The organism is Pseudomonas sp. UBA6753 (assembly GCF_002453565.1).
Classification (GTDB): domain Bacteria; phylum Pseudomonadota; class Gammaproteobacteria; order Pseudomonadales; family Pseudomonadaceae; genus Aquipseudomonas; species Aquipseudomonas putida_Z.
In genome coordinates, this window is the sequence record NZ_DKHD01000045.1 from 175796 (window position 1) to 188938 (window position 13143).

The 13143-nt window shown below is 64.5% G+C and carries 12 protein-coding genes; 7 read left to right on the forward strand and 5 right to left on the reverse strand.

What is annotated here, in order from left to right:
• Nucleotides 1-78: 78 nt before the first annotated feature.
• Both B2790_RS18170 and ppnN read left to right on the forward strand, forming a co-directional pair.
• Complete coding sequence (locus B2790_RS18170) at nt 79-1140, forward strand: YeiH family protein (protein WP_286919396.1); 1062 nt, start codon at nt 79-81, stop codon at nt 1138-1140.
• Nucleotides 1141-1365: 225 nt separating this feature from the next.
• Nucleotides 1366-2739: a nucleotide 5'-monophosphate nucleosidase PpnN gene (ppnN, locus tag B2790_RS18175; protein ID WP_025338773.1), complete on the forward strand. Its 1374-nt coding sequence runs from the start codon at nt 1366-1368 to the stop codon at nt 2737-2739.
• 85 nt (nt 2740-2824) lie between these two features.
• On the opposite strand, the gene B2790_RS18180 is transcribed toward ppnN, so the two are convergent.
• Together B2790_RS18180 and B2790_RS18185 are read right to left on the reverse strand one after the other, a co-directional pair.
• Nucleotides 2825-3970, reverse strand: coding sequence for a GGDEF domain-containing protein (locus B2790_RS18180; RefSeq protein WP_286919397.1), 1146 nt, complete (start codon nt 3968-3970; stop codon nt 2825-2827).
• Nucleotides 3971-4135: 165 nt separating this feature from the next.
• Complete coding sequence (locus B2790_RS18185; protein WP_157896955.1) at nt 4136-4279, reverse strand: hypothetical protein; 144 nt, start codon at nt 4277-4279, stop codon at nt 4136-4138.
• Here B2790_RS18185 and B2790_RS18190 point away from each other — a divergent pair.
• Entirely contained in the window at nt 4278-4625 is a 348-nt protein-coding gene (locus B2790_RS18190; protein WP_286919398.1) for a hypothetical protein, read from the forward strand. The genes B2790_RS18185 and B2790_RS18190 overlap by 2 nt on opposite strands.
• 24 nt (nt 4626-4649) lie before the next feature.
• A complete protein-coding gene (locus tag B2790_RS18195) occupies nt 4650-4805 on the forward strand; it encodes a hypothetical protein (protein ID WP_237140985.1) in 156 nt (51 codons plus the stop codon).
• 334 nt (nt 4806-5139) lie between these two features.
• Here the strand turns inward: B2790_RS18195 and pssA are convergent, their stop codons facing one another.
• On the reverse strand, nt 5140-6468 hold the full coding sequence (gene pssA, locus B2790_RS18200) for a CDP-diacylglycerol--serine O-phosphatidyltransferase (RefSeq protein WP_286919399.1): 1329 nt from the start codon (nt 6466-6468) through the stop codon (nt 5140-5142).
• Nucleotides 6469-6681: 213 nt separating this feature from the next.
• The gene (gene katG / locus B2790_RS18205) at nt 6682-8940 is read right to left on the reverse strand and encodes a catalase/peroxidase HPI (RefSeq protein WP_286919400.1); all 2259 of its coding nucleotides are present in this window, start codon (nt 8938-8940) and stop codon (nt 6682-6684) included.
• Between the two features lie 451 nt (nt 8941-9391).
• Here katG and B2790_RS18210 point away from each other — a divergent pair, with 451 nt between their 5' ends.
• Together B2790_RS18210 and B2790_RS18215 are read left to right on the forward strand one after the other, a co-directional pair.
• Nucleotides 9392-10297 carry a LysR family transcriptional regulator gene (locus B2790_RS18210; RefSeq protein ID WP_025338767.1) on the forward strand — a complete coding sequence of 302 codons (906 nt, stop codon included), beginning with the start codon at nt 9392-9394 and terminating at the stop codon, nt 10295-10297.
• 99 nt (nt 10298-10396) lie between these two features.
• Nucleotides 10397-10993 (forward strand): ATPase, encoded by a 597-nt coding sequence (locus B2790_RS18215; RefSeq protein ID WP_286919401.1) that lies wholly within the window; start codon nt 10397-10399, stop codon nt 10991-10993.
• Between the two features lie 44 nt (nt 10994-11037).
• On the opposite strand, the gene B2790_RS18220 is transcribed toward B2790_RS18215, so the two are convergent.
• Nucleotides 11038-11916, reverse strand: a complete 879-nt coding sequence (locus B2790_RS18220) for a DMT family transporter (RefSeq protein WP_015270753.1) — start codon at nt 11914-11916, stop codon at nt 11038-11040.
• A 247-nt stretch (nt 11917-12163) separates the two neighbouring features.
• Between B2790_RS18220 and B2790_RS18225 the strand changes: the two genes are divergently transcribed.
• The gene (locus tag B2790_RS18225) at nt 12164-12988 is read left to right on the forward strand and encodes an aldo/keto reductase (RefSeq protein WP_286919403.1); all 825 of its coding nucleotides are present in this window, start codon (nt 12164-12166) and stop codon (nt 12986-12988) included.
• The last annotated feature ends 155 nt before the right edge of the window (nt 12989-13143 follow it).

Genomic DNA, 13143 nt, shown 5'->3' on the forward strand with positions numbered 1-13143 from the left:
ATCCTAAATTACGATTTTTTATAAGCTTATAACCACATTAACGTAAGCCATGTCGAAACACCTTTCCGGAGGACTCACATGGCCACGGCTCCGTCCAACCCCGCCTTTGCACCTACCCTCTCTACCCGAGGGCGGCTCAATGGCATCCTGTTCGTCGCGCTGTTCGCGCTTGCGGTCACCCAGTTGGCCGCCCTGCCCGCCATCGCCAACCTGGGTATCAGCCCGCTGATCGTCGGTATCGTCGCCGGTGCGCTTTACGGCAATGCACTGCGTGACGGTGTACCGGCAAGTTGGGCGGCGGGTATCAACTTTTCCGCCCGCGGCCTGCTGCGCATTGCCGTGGCCTTCTTCGGCCTGCGGGTAAGCCTGCAGGAAATTGCCGAAGTCGGCTGGTCCGGGCTCATCGTGTCGTTGCTGGTGGTGTCCAGCACCCTGCTGATCGGCCTGTGGTGCGGCATGAAGCTGTTCAAGCTGGACCGCGATACCGCCTTGCTGACCGCGGCCGGCAGCGCCATCTGCGGCGCCGCCGCGGTTCTGGCCTTCGAGTCGGCGCTGCGCAGTGCCCCGCACAAAAGCGCCATGGCGGTTGGTAGCGTGGTGCTGTTCGGCACCCTGTCGATGTTCCTCTACCCATTGGCGATCAATGCCGGCTGGCTGCACCTGGACACCATGGGCGCCGGGCTGTTTCTGGGTGGCACCATTCACGAAGTGGCCCAGGTGGTCGGTGCGGCCAGCAACGTCAGCCCCGAGGCCACGCATATCGCCACCATCGTCAAGATGACCCGGGTGATGCTGCTGGTACCGGTGCTGCTGGTGGTGGGCCTTTGGATCAGCCGCGCGCGCCAGCCGGGCCAGGCACAGGGCAACGGGCGCATCGCCATGCCCTGGTTCGCCTTCGGCTTCCTCGCGCTGGTGCTGGTGAATTCGCTGCAGGTGTTGCCGGGCAGCGTGACGCAAGCGGTTAACAGCCTGGATACCTTCGCCCTGACCATGGCCATGACCGCGCTGGGGATGGAGACGCGCCTCAGCCAGATTCGCCAGGCCGGGCCGCGGGCGCTGGCCACCGGGGCGCTTCTCAGCCTCTGGCTGGTGTTTGGTGGCGTGGCGATTACCCTTGGCGTGCAGAAGCTGTTGGGATGACTTGAGACCGAGTCGCCTTGAGACCGAGTCGCCTGCTTCGCGGGCTTGCCCGCTCCCACAGGTCCAGCGCAAGCCTGAAAGCAGCGCGGCCCCTGTGGGAGCGGGCAAGCCCGCGAAGAAGCCAGCCTGGTCTCAAGCTTTTTCCACTCCCCCCTCGTTGCCGTCCACATTTCTCGGTATGGTGTTGTCAAAGAAGGATGTTTTACCCGCACAGGAAAGACTTAGATGCCTCAACGCAATGTCATCAATGCATCCGTCAGCCCCAAAGGCAGCCTGGAGACGCTGTCACAACGTGAAGTGCAGCAACTGAGTGAAGTCGGTACCGGTAGCCTTTACACCCTGTTCCGCCAGTGCGCCCTGGCCATCCTCAACACCGGCGCCCATGTCGACAATGCCAAGACCATCCTCGAGGCCTATCAGGACTTCGAGGTGCGTATTCATCAACAGGACCGCGGCGTGCGCCTGGAGCTGCTGAATGCCCCGGCCGACGCCTTCGTCGATGGCGAAATGATCGCCAGCACCCGTGAAATGCTGTTCAGCGCCCTGCGCGACATCGTCTACACCGAAAGCGAGCTGGCCAGCCAGCGCATCGACCTGGAAAGCTCCCAGGGCATCACTGACTATGTCTTCCACCTGCTGCGCAACGCTCGCACCCTGCGCCCGGGCGTGGAGCCGAAGATGGTGGTGTGCTGGGGTGGCCATTCGATCAGCAGCGAGGAGTACCAGTACACCAAGAAGGTCGGCCACGAGCTGGGCCTGCGCAAGCTGGATGTGTGCACCGGCTGCGGCCCGGGTGTGATGAAGGGCCCGATGAAGGGCGCCACCATTGCCCACGCCAAGCAACGCATGCACGGCAGCCGCTACCTGGGCCTGACCGAGCCGGGCATCATCGCCGCCGAAGCGCCCAACCCGATCGTCAACGAGCTGGTGATCCTGCCGGACATCGAGAAGCGCCTGGAAGCCTTCGTCCGTGTCGGCCACGGCATCATCATCTTCCCGGGCGGTGCCGGCACGGCCGAGGAGTTCCTTTACCTGCTGGGCATCCTCATGCACCCGGACAACCAGAACCTGCCGTTCCCGGTGGTACTCACCGGCCCGCGCAGTGCCGAGCCGTACCTGCAACAGTTGCACGCGTTCGTCGGCGCCACCTTGGGTGAAGCGGCGCATCGCTTGTACGAGATCATCATCGATGACCCGGCGGAAGTTGCCCGGCACATGGTCGAAGGGCTCAAGGCGGTCAAGCAGTTCCGCCGGGAGCGCAACGATGCCTTCCACTTCAACTGGCTGCTGAAGATCGAGGAGAGCTTCCAGCGGCCGTTCGACCCGACCCACCAGGCCATGGCCGACCTCGACCTGCGGCGCGAGCTGCCGGCGCACGAACTGGCTGCCAACCTGCGCCGGGCGTTTTCCGGTATCGTCGCCGGCAACGTGAAGGACAAGGGCATCCGCCTGATCGAGGAACACGGGCCGTATCAGATCCGTGGCGACAGCGCCGTGCTGGACCCACTGGGCCGGCTGTTGCAGGCGTTCGTCGACCAGCATCGGATGAAGTTGCCTGGCGGCGCGGCGTATGTACCGTGCTACCAGGTGGTGACCTGATTCGCCATTCTTGCTGTTGCTTCGGCCTTTGCTTCTAAGCGCGCGATAGTTCAGGCGCTTAGAAGCAAAAGCAAAGGCAAAACTGCTACTGACTGAGGTCGGCCATCGGCCGTTCGACGAAGCGGATGCTGTCGCGCCCACCGCGCTTGGACTGGTACAAGGCGACATCCCCCTGCTCGATCAAGGCCGCAAGGCTCGTCGGCGGTTGGTCGAACAGGTTGGCGCCGATGCTCAAGGTGACCGGCTGCGGCGTAGGTACCGTCTTGCTGGCATACTGCTGGAACTGCTCGCGCAGCAGTCCACCCAGCTCCATGACCCGCTCGCTGCTCGCACCACACAGCAGAATGACGAACTCATCACCGCCCAGCCGCGCCGCCAGCGAACGCTCGGGCAACACCGTACGAATCATCTCGCTCAGGGCAATCAGCAAGCGGTCCCCTGCAACATGCCCGTGCAGGTCGTTGACCAGCTTGAAGTTGTCGATGTCTATCAGTAGCAAGGCCCCGGGCTGCGCCGAATCCACTGCCTTGAAGAAAGGCCCCGCCCGCACCTCCAGTGCGCGTCGGTTGTACAGCGCCGTCAACGGGTCACGGGCTGCCAGGCGGGCAATCCGCTCCTCGCGCCGGTAACGCACGGTGCCGGTCATCGACAAGGCTATCAGCATGATCGCCATCGCACCTTCGACCAACGAAACCTGAATGATCAGCCCGCCGAAGGTGGCCAGGTCAATCAGCGTACCCGGTGTGATCGCAATGATCGCCTTGGCCACATAGAACAACCCATGCGCCAGCAACACATAGCGCAATTGCACCGCGCCAACACTCAGCGACTTGCCATGCGGCCGCAACAGCCAGCTGGCCTTGAGCGTCAGCAGCGCCACCAGCAACGAGTTGACCATCAGCATCACCTTCGACCACTGCGGCCCAACAGGCATCAGCAGCAAGGCGAACCACACCAGCACGACCGATAACCAGATACGCGACAGCCGCACCTGGGTGAAGCGCAACACCCCCACCAGGAAGAACCAGTGCGCCACCACCAGCAAGCCGTTGGCGAACCAGATACCGATCAGCAACAAACCGATGCCGCGCAGCAAGGCCAGGGTGGAACCAATCGTGATGGTGGCAAAGCCTGCGCTCCAGAACAGCAGCGACGGCTCGCGTACGCTGCGCCACTCGATCGCCAGGTACAACGCAGCCGCGGCAGCCAGGGCGATCGAGATAGTCAGCATCGTGGGTGGATCAAGCGCCATGAACGGTTTGGCCTATCTGGTTGACGAGGAAAAGGCCCGATTGTATGCGCTCGTGATGATTTTTCAGAGGAGCCTTACACCACCAGCCTGCAAATGATAGCCCAGCCCTGGCCGATACCCGTGCGAGTGAATGTCATATTGACATCAGCCTGTCATTTGCACCACAAAAACCGCTGTCGTTATGACAACACACCAGCGCAACACGCCCATCTGCAAGGGCTGCCCAGCTGGCACGAAAGCTGAACCATTCTCTTTCGCCACTACCTGCCTTGCGGAAATAAACATCATGAAAAATATCCTCCTCCCTCTGGCGATGTCCCTGTCCATCGCCCTGCCCGCCTGCGCCGACGAGGTGCTCTCGGAAAGCCCCGACAACACGGTGGGCTATGGCGCCGGCGGCGTCAGCGGCCTGATGGTCGGCGCCGCGCTCGGTGGCCCGTTCGGCGCCATCGCCGGTGCAGCCCTAGGTGCATTTGGCGGCGCCGCCGTGCAACAAAGCAGCGGGCACAGCGACGCGGCCTACGTGGTACGCCATGACGACGGCAGTACCCAGCGCTATCGCTCGCCCAATGCCCGCTTCAAGCCCGGTGATCAGGTGCAGGTGAGTGGTATTCGCCTGGCCCCGGCGCAGTAAAGCGCACCGCTCAACCTGGGGCCGGTGCTGACGGTGCTGGCATCGTGGGCGATCCTGAGCGAGGAGATTTCGCTGTATCAGGTCGTCGGGTTGGCGGTGGTGCTGTTTGCGGTGTCGCGGCTCAAGCCGCGGGGCAAACAGGAAACAAAGGTGGCTGAGGCCAAAGGTGCAGCAGCCTGACTGCGGTCACTGTGGGAGATTGCCCAGCCCTTTGGGCTGCGCTGTCGCACAGATAATTGTATTCGCAAGCGATCCTCGTACCCTGTGGGAGCGGCTTTAGCCGCGAAGAATCCAACGCGGTATGGCACCGGCTGCGCCGGTGTTCGCGGCTAAAGCCGCTCCCACAGGGTCCCTGCTAATTCAATGAGTTATGTGCAGTTCTATGAGAGCGGCCTTGCGTCGCGAGAGGGCTGCAGAGCAGCCCCGGCAATTTTGGTAGTGACACCAACGTCTGGGGCCGCTTTGCGGCCCTTTCGCGACACAAGGCCGCTCCCACAAAAACGCTTGAATTCCCTCAGAGCACCCGCTTGATCAGCGGCTCCAACCGGCTATAGCGCAGCCGTCGCAGGAACTTGCGCACTTCCTTGGGGTGCTCGGCCTTGACCCCCAACTCCTCTGCCGAGCCGATCTTCGGCGCATGCCGGCGCAACTCGATCAACTCTGCCTCCCGTGGCCCCAGCCATTGCCCTTGCGGGTCATCGATCAGCAGGCCGTTCTCCAGGTCCAGGTTGAAGCCGCGCGGGTTCAGGTTGTTACCGGTCAGCAACGAATAGCGCTGGTCTACCCACACGCCCTTGGCATGAAAGGTATGCCCGGGGTCATTCCAGATCCGCACCTGCAGCTGGCCGCTGGCAATCGCAGCGTGGCGACGTCGGGTGAAGGCGCGCAGGTTGTCTTCGTACAGGTAGGGCAACGCGCCGCTGGCACTGAACGGCTCGCCGGGGGCGATATAGAAGTCGTTGGCCGTGCGGTCACCAACGATCAGCTCCACCCGCACGCCACGCGCCAGGGCATGGTCGAGCTCGCGCATCAGCACCCGGGGCGGGTTGAAATACGGCGTGCTGATGATGACCTGTGTGCGCGCCGCCGCCAGCAAGGCGCACAGTGCCCTGTTCAGCGGGTTGCCACGGCCCACACCCAACAGCGGGATAACCCGCAGGCCCTGCCCCGCTGCGCTGGCCGGTGCCTCATAGGCCATGCGCCGCAGCCGCGCGCGCAAGCGCCGGATGTCGCCGCGCAGGCTGCGGGTGGAGGGTGGCGCCGGCAGGTCGAGGCGCGGCGTGGCGGTGTGGTGCAGCAGGCGCCGCACCAGCCCGACCATCGCGTCGGCCAGCTCTGGTGACTGGAACAGGTGGTAGCGGTCCAGGCGGTAACGGTCGAAACGGTGCAGGTACACGTTGTTAAGGCTGGCGCCGGTGTAGATCACGCAGTCGTCGATGATGCTGCCCTTCAGGTGCAACACGCCAAACAGCTCGCGGGTCTGCACCGGTACGCCATGGATGACGATGTCCAGCCCATGGTGCTGGCGCTGGGCCTGGTACCAGGCGGCGTTACCCGGCTGGCGCCCGGCGCCCAGCAGGCCGCGGCGGGCACGGAACCAGTCGACCACGATGGTGATTTCCAGCCCCGGCCGCGCGGCCTTGGCCTGGTACAAGGCATCCAGCACTTCCTGGCCGGCCTCGTCTTCCTGCAGGTACAGCGCAACGATGACGATACGCCGGGTTGCGGCGCGGATGCGCTCGAGCAGGCAGGCGCGGTAGGCCTTGGCATCGGACAGCACCTGTATCGACTCGGCCGACATGGCGTAGCCTGGCAATGCCGCCAGCATGGTTTCGGGGTTCACGAACGATCACCTTCTGTGTGCAATCACTGTCGTGCATCAGCTTGCACAGGAAGATTGAAATGGTCCAGCCCCCGGAGAGCATGGGGCTGTTTTGCAGCCCTGTCGCGACACAAGGCCGCTCTTACAGGTTCGGCGCCGCATGTGGATTCGGCGGTGGCTTGAGCGGCCTTGTGTCGCGACAGGGGCGCAAAGCGCCCCCCCTTTCTGACGAAGCTATTTCAGGTCAAAGCGATCCAGCTCCATCACTTTCTCCCAGGCCGCGACAAAGTCCCGCACGAACTTGTCCTGGCCATCACTGCTGCCGTACACCTCGCTCAACGCCCGCAACTGGGCATGGGAACCGAACACCAGGTCAACCCGGCTACCTGTCCATTTAACCTGCCCGGTCTTGCGGTCGCGCCCTTCGAAGGCTTCGTTATCCGCCGAGGTCGGCTTCCACTCAACGCCCATGTCCAGCAGGTTGCGGAAGAACTCGTTGCTCAGGGTACCGACCTTGTCGGTGAACACGCCCTGCTGGCTGCCGCCATGGTTGGCGCCGAGCACGCGCAGGCCGCCGATCAGCACGGTCATTTCCGGCGCGGTCAGGGTCAACAACTGGGCCTTGTCCAGCAACAGCTTCTCGGCCTTGACGCTGTAGCGGGCCTTGGTGAAGTTGCGGAAGCCATCGGCCAGCGGCTCCAGCACGGCGAACGACTCGACGTCGGTCTGCGCCTGGGAGGCATCGGTACGCCCCGGGCGGAACGCCACGCTGACGTTGTGCCCGGCGTCCTTGGCAGCCTTTTCCACTGCGGCGGCGCCAGCCAGAACGATCAGGTCAGCCAGGGAGATTTTCTTGCCACCGGCATTGAACTCGGCCTGGATCTTCTCCAGCGCCGCCAGCACCTTGCCTGTGCCCTGGTTCGCCGGCCAGTCCTTCTGCGGCGCCAGGCGCAGGCGGCCACCATTGGCCCCGCCACGCTTGTCCGAACCGCGGAAGGTCGACGCCGCTGCCCAGGCAGTGGCCACCAGTTCGCCAACGCTCAGGCCCGCCGCCAGCACCTTGGCCTTGAGCGCGGCAATGTCCTGCTCACCCACCAGCGGGTGGTCGACTTTTGGCAGCGGGTCTTGCCACAGCAGCTCTTCGTTGGGCATTTCCGGGCCCAGGTAGCGCGCCAATGGGCCCATGTCGCGGTGGATCAGCTTGTACCAGGCTCGGGCGAAGGCGTCTGCCAGCTGCTCAGGGTTGTCCTTGAAGCGGCGGGCGATCGGCTCGTAGATCGGGTCGAAACGCAGCGCCAGGTCGGAGGTGAGCATGGAAGGCGCGTGGCGCTTGGCCGGGTCATGGGCATCCGGCACGGTGCCTGCCCCCTTGCCCTCCTTCGGCCGCCACTGGTGGGCACCGGCCGGGCTCTTGGTCAGTTCCCAGTCGAAGTTGAACAGGTTGTTGAGGTATTCGTTGCTCCATCGGGTGGGGGTCGAAGTCCATGTCACTTCCAGGCCGCTGGTGATGGTATCGCCACCCTTGCCGCTGCCGAACTTGTTGGCCCAACCCAACCCCTGCAGCTCCAGGGCTGCAGCTTCCGGCTCCGGGCCAACGTTGTCGGCAGGGCCGGCACCGTGGGTCTTGCCGAAGGCGTGGCCACCGGCGATCAGCGCCACGGTTTCTTCATCGTTCATGGCCATGCGGCCGAAGGTGTCACGGATGTCCCTGCCCGAGGCCACCGGGTCGGGGTTGCCGTCCGGGCCTTCCGGGTTCACGTAGATCAGGCCCATCTGCACGGCAGCCAGCGGGTTTTCCAGGTTACGCTCGCCGGACAGGTCCCTGCTTTGCTCCTCTGGGTGCTTGGCTGGCTCTGCTACCAGGTCACCCTGGCCTGGCGGCTGGGCCTTGACCTGCTCATTGCGATAACGGATGTCACCGCCCAGCCAGACCTTTTCCGAGCCCCAGTACACATCTTCGTCCGGCTCCCACACGTCGGCACGCCCGCCGGAGAAGCCGAAGGTCTTGAAGCCCATGGATTCGAGGGCGACGTTGCCGGTGAGCACGATCAGGTCGGCCCAGGAAATCTTGTTGCCGTACTTCTGCTTGATCGGCCACAGCAGGCGCCGGGCCTTGTCCAGGCTGACGTTGTCCGGCCAGCTGTTGAGCGGGGCGAAGCGCTGCTGGCCAGAGCCTGCACCACCCCGGCCATCGCCGATGCGGTAGGTACCGGCGCTGTGCCAGGCCATGCGGATGAACAGCGGGCCGTAGTGGCCGAAGTCGGCGGGCCACCAGTCCTGGGAGTCGGTCATCAAGGCGGTCAGGTCTTTCTTCAGGGCCTGGAAGTCGAGGCTCTTGAACGCCTTGGCATAGTCGAAACCCGGGTCCATCGGGTCGGACTTGGAGGAATGTTGGTGAAGAATTCTCAGGTTGAGCTGGTCAGGCCACCAGTCACGGTTGGTGGTGCCGCCACCTGCGGTTTGATGGAACGGGCATTTCGATTCGTTCGACATCTGCGGGTACCTTTGGGTCGGTTATCCAGATTTCCGGTCTTTGCCAGGTGTTCTTTCAGCCGAGCGCGTGGGCTCGTGCTACCCCTCATCAGGTCTACACGGGGCTTGCGAAGCTGTCACGACGGGGTTGTTGCGGTCTTGCACGCAAGTGCTGACACGCCGCCCGCTCGCGGAACTCGCGGGGCCAGGGGAAAGACTAGCCGAGCTTGGATAGAGTTCTAATAGAGTGGCTATTGAGGGGTGATAGGTTGGCTCTGTCAGGGTCATGCCTGTACTGGCCTCTTCGCGGGCGCGCCCGCTCCCACAGGACCCTGCGCAGGTCTCGAGAACTGTGCAATACCTGTGGGAGCGGGCATGCCCGCGAAGAGGCCGGCACATCCATACAAGGCAATCAGGCTGGCCACATGCTTCAATACACCGCCACCCCTTCTACTCCGGAACCCGCCCCCTCATGAACCGCAACGACCTGCGCCGCGTCGACATGAACCTGCTGGTACTGTTCGAAGCCCTGATGATCGAACGCAACCTGACCCGGGTCGGCGAAAAACTGTTCATCACCCAGCCCACCGTCAGCGCCGCCCTCGCCCGCCTGCGCGAGCTGTTCGACGACCCGCTGCTGATCCGCAACGGCCGGGCCATGGAGCCCACGCCACGGGCCATGCAGATCTTCGCCGAGCTGGGGCCGGCCATGGATGTGATTTCCGCCGCCATCAGCCGCGCGCGCGAGTTCGACCCGGTCAACAGCTGCAACGTGTTCCGCCTGGGCCTGTCGGACGATGCCGAGTTCGGCCTGTTCCCGGCCCTGCTGCAGGCCCTGCGCGAAGAGGCCCCGAACATCAGCGTGGTGGTGCGCCGGGCCAACTTCCTGCTGATGCCGGGGCTGCTGGCCAGCGGCGAGATCTCGGTGGGCGTGAGTTACACCACGGACCTGCCAGCCACCGCCAAGCGCCGCAAGCTGCGCAACATTGGCGTGCGGGTGCTGCGCGCCGATGACCGCCCGGGCCCGCTGACCCTCGACGAATACTGCGCCCGCCCGCATGTGATGGTGTCGTTCTCGGGCGACATGAGCGGCAATATCGACCTCGACCTGGCGCGCATCGGCCGCTGCCGCAAGGTAGTGCTGGCGGTGCCGCAGTTCGGCAGCCTGCGCGCCCTGCTGCGCAACACCGAGCTGATCGCCACGGTGCCGGACTATGCCGCCTGCGCCCTGGCCGACGACGGCAGCCTGCGCGCCGACCCGGCGCCGTTCGACATTACCGAGGCCGAACTGTCGATGGTCTGGAGCGGCGCCCAGGACAATGACCCGGCCGAGCGCTGGCTGCGCGAGCGCATCCTGCAGTTCATGGCCACGCAGTGATGCATCGACCTCATCGATAGCCACCATGAATGCCATCAAGTTCCGCTGTGGCCAGCCCGGGCGGAAGATGGCGGCATTCACTGATTGATGAGGCATCCCATGAAAACCGGCATGATCGCTGCCCTGCTCGCCTTGCTGGCCGCCCTTGGCGGTTGTGCCAGCCCTGCCGCTACCGACGCGCAGCCTTACGGGCACTTCTATTCGGCCACGGCCATTTCCAGTGTCGCCCTGGCCCCCGGCCAACGGGTGGCGGTGCTGCTGGGGCGTGACGCCGAAGCAACCCTCGAATACCTCGGCAGCCATCGCACCCAGGCAGCCGAGCAGGCCCAGGGCCAGCGTGCTCCTGTTGCGGCCCTTGGCAGCGAGAGCCAGGCGTATGACTGGTTGGCGCGGTCACTGGCGCAGCAGTTTGCCGAAGTGACTTTCTATGACGACCTGGACACGCTGCTGGGTGACCACCCGGATGTGATCGTGCTGCTGGACACCGAAAGCCGTTTGGCCAGCGCGGATATCGAAAGCCGGGTGGTAGCGCGCTTTTTCGATGACCAGCTGACCTACATCGGCCGCGCTGAAGGGCGGGCCAGCAAGCGCCTGGACGATGTGGCGCGGGTGGCCGAGGATGAACGGGCGGTGCAGGCGGATGCCTTGCGCGACTTTGACGATTCGTTGCAGGCGTTGTTGAAGGGTCGCGTTTGAGGGCCCTTTCGCGGGTAAACCCGCGAAGAGGCCACTACAGGTTGTCACTTACCCCGCTGCATCCACGCCGCCCCCAGCCCACTGAGGCAGATCACCGAGATGCCCACCAGGCTCAAGGTATCCGGCACCTGGCTATAGACAACCAACCCAAGCAACCCGGCAAACACGATCTGGCAATAACTGAACGGCGCCAGCAAGGCCGGTGCTGCATGGCGGAAGGCCTGGGTCAGCAGCAGGTGCGCAGTCATGCCAAAGCCACCCAACGCCAGCATCAGCAGCGCATGGTCCCAACGCGGCATCTCCCAGAAGAACGGCACCAGCGCACTCATCGCCAGGGTGTTGCACAACCCCGCATAGAAGTTGCTGGTGGTCGGGCTGTCATGCGCGGCCAGGATGCGCGTCAGCAACTGATAGAAGCAGAAGCCCAGCGCCGAACCGAACGGATACAGGATGGCCGGGGTGAACATCGCCCCGCCCGGGTGCACCACCACCAGCACACCGATGAAGCCCATCACCACCGCCACCCACTGCCCCACCGTCACCCGCTCCTTCAGCAACGGCGCCGACAGCGCGGTGACCAGCACCGGGGCCAGAAAGTTGACCGCCGTGGCCTCGGCCAGCGGCAGGTACTGCAGGCCGGTGGTGAACAGCAGGCTGGTACTCAACAGGCTCAGGGCACGTAACGTCTGCAACAGCGGGCGGCGGGTGCGCAGCACGTTGAGGCCGGCCTTGGGCAGGAAGATGCCGGCCATCAGCAGCGTGTGCACCACATACCGCGCCCACACCACCATGATGATCGGGTACAGGCCGCCGAGGAACTTGGACAGGGCATCGTGACTGGCGAACAGGAACGTCGCCACCACCACCAGGGCGATGCCGCGCAGGGGTTGGTTGACTCCGGACAGCGGTGTGCTGGAACTCATGGCACTCTCGATGACGGCGCGGCTGGATGCAGCGCCCAGGGAAGGCCGCGCAGGCATAGCCTGGCGGATGCAACAGCTCGAATTTTAGAAGAGATGCCGAAGAATAAGGAAGTTCAATTGCCGCCAGCCAAGGCCGACTGCAATTTCTGTTCGCTGATCGACCACTTTCCGCCTCGCGCGCATGGCCCGTGGCGTGCTGATCGCCGACCATCGAATGCGAACCCTGCCCACCCTACAAGGAATTTACATGCAAAGGCTCACCACCCGAAACGGCCTGGACCTGCCCGCGATCGGCCTGGGCACCTGGCCAATGACCGGCAGCGAGTGCACCCAGGCCGTGCGCCAGGCGCTTGAAGTGGGTTACCGGCACATCGACACCGCCACTGCCTATGACAACGAAGCCGCCGTCGGCCAGGCCCTGCGCGACAGCGATGTACCGCGCGAGCAGATTCACCTGACCACCAAGGTATGGTGGGATCGCCTGGCGCCCAAGGCCATGCGCCAGTCGCTGGAGGACAGCCTGCGCGCGCTGGGTACCGAGCAGGTCGACCTGTTCCACATCCACTGGCCCGGCCAGGACTGGGACCTGGCCCGCAGCATCGAAACCCTGGTGGCCCTGCGTGACGAGGGCAAGGCGCGCAGCATCGGCGTGGCCAACTTCCCGCTGGGGCTGCTGCGCCAGGTGGTGGAAACCCTGGGCGCACCATTGTCGGCGATCCAGGTGGAATACCACGTGCTGCTCGGCCAGCAACCGCTGCTGGACTACGCCCGCCGCCACGACCTGCTGCTCACCGCCTACACCCCGCTGGCCCGTGGGCAGGCGGCGGCGCAGCCGGTGATCCAGGCGATCGCCCGCAAGCATGGCGTACTGCCCAGCCAGGTGGCGCTGAAGTGGTTGCTGGACCAGGACGGCGTGGCGGTGATCCCCAAGGCCGGCAGCCGCGAGAACCAGCTGGCCAACCTGGCGGCGTCGAACGTGCAACTGGATGACGAGGACCGCGCGGCGATCGCCGGGTTGCCGAAGGACCAGCGGGTGGTAAGCCCGGCGTTTGCGCCGGACTGGGACAGCTGATTGCTGCTCAATATCTGAAAGCTGACACGATCTCTGTGGGAGCGGCCTTGTGTCGCGAAAGGGCCGCAAAGCGGCCCCGGCAATTTTTGCGGCGAAGCTGAAAATGTTGGGGGCGCTGCGCGCCCCAATCGCGACACAAGGCCGCTCCCACAATG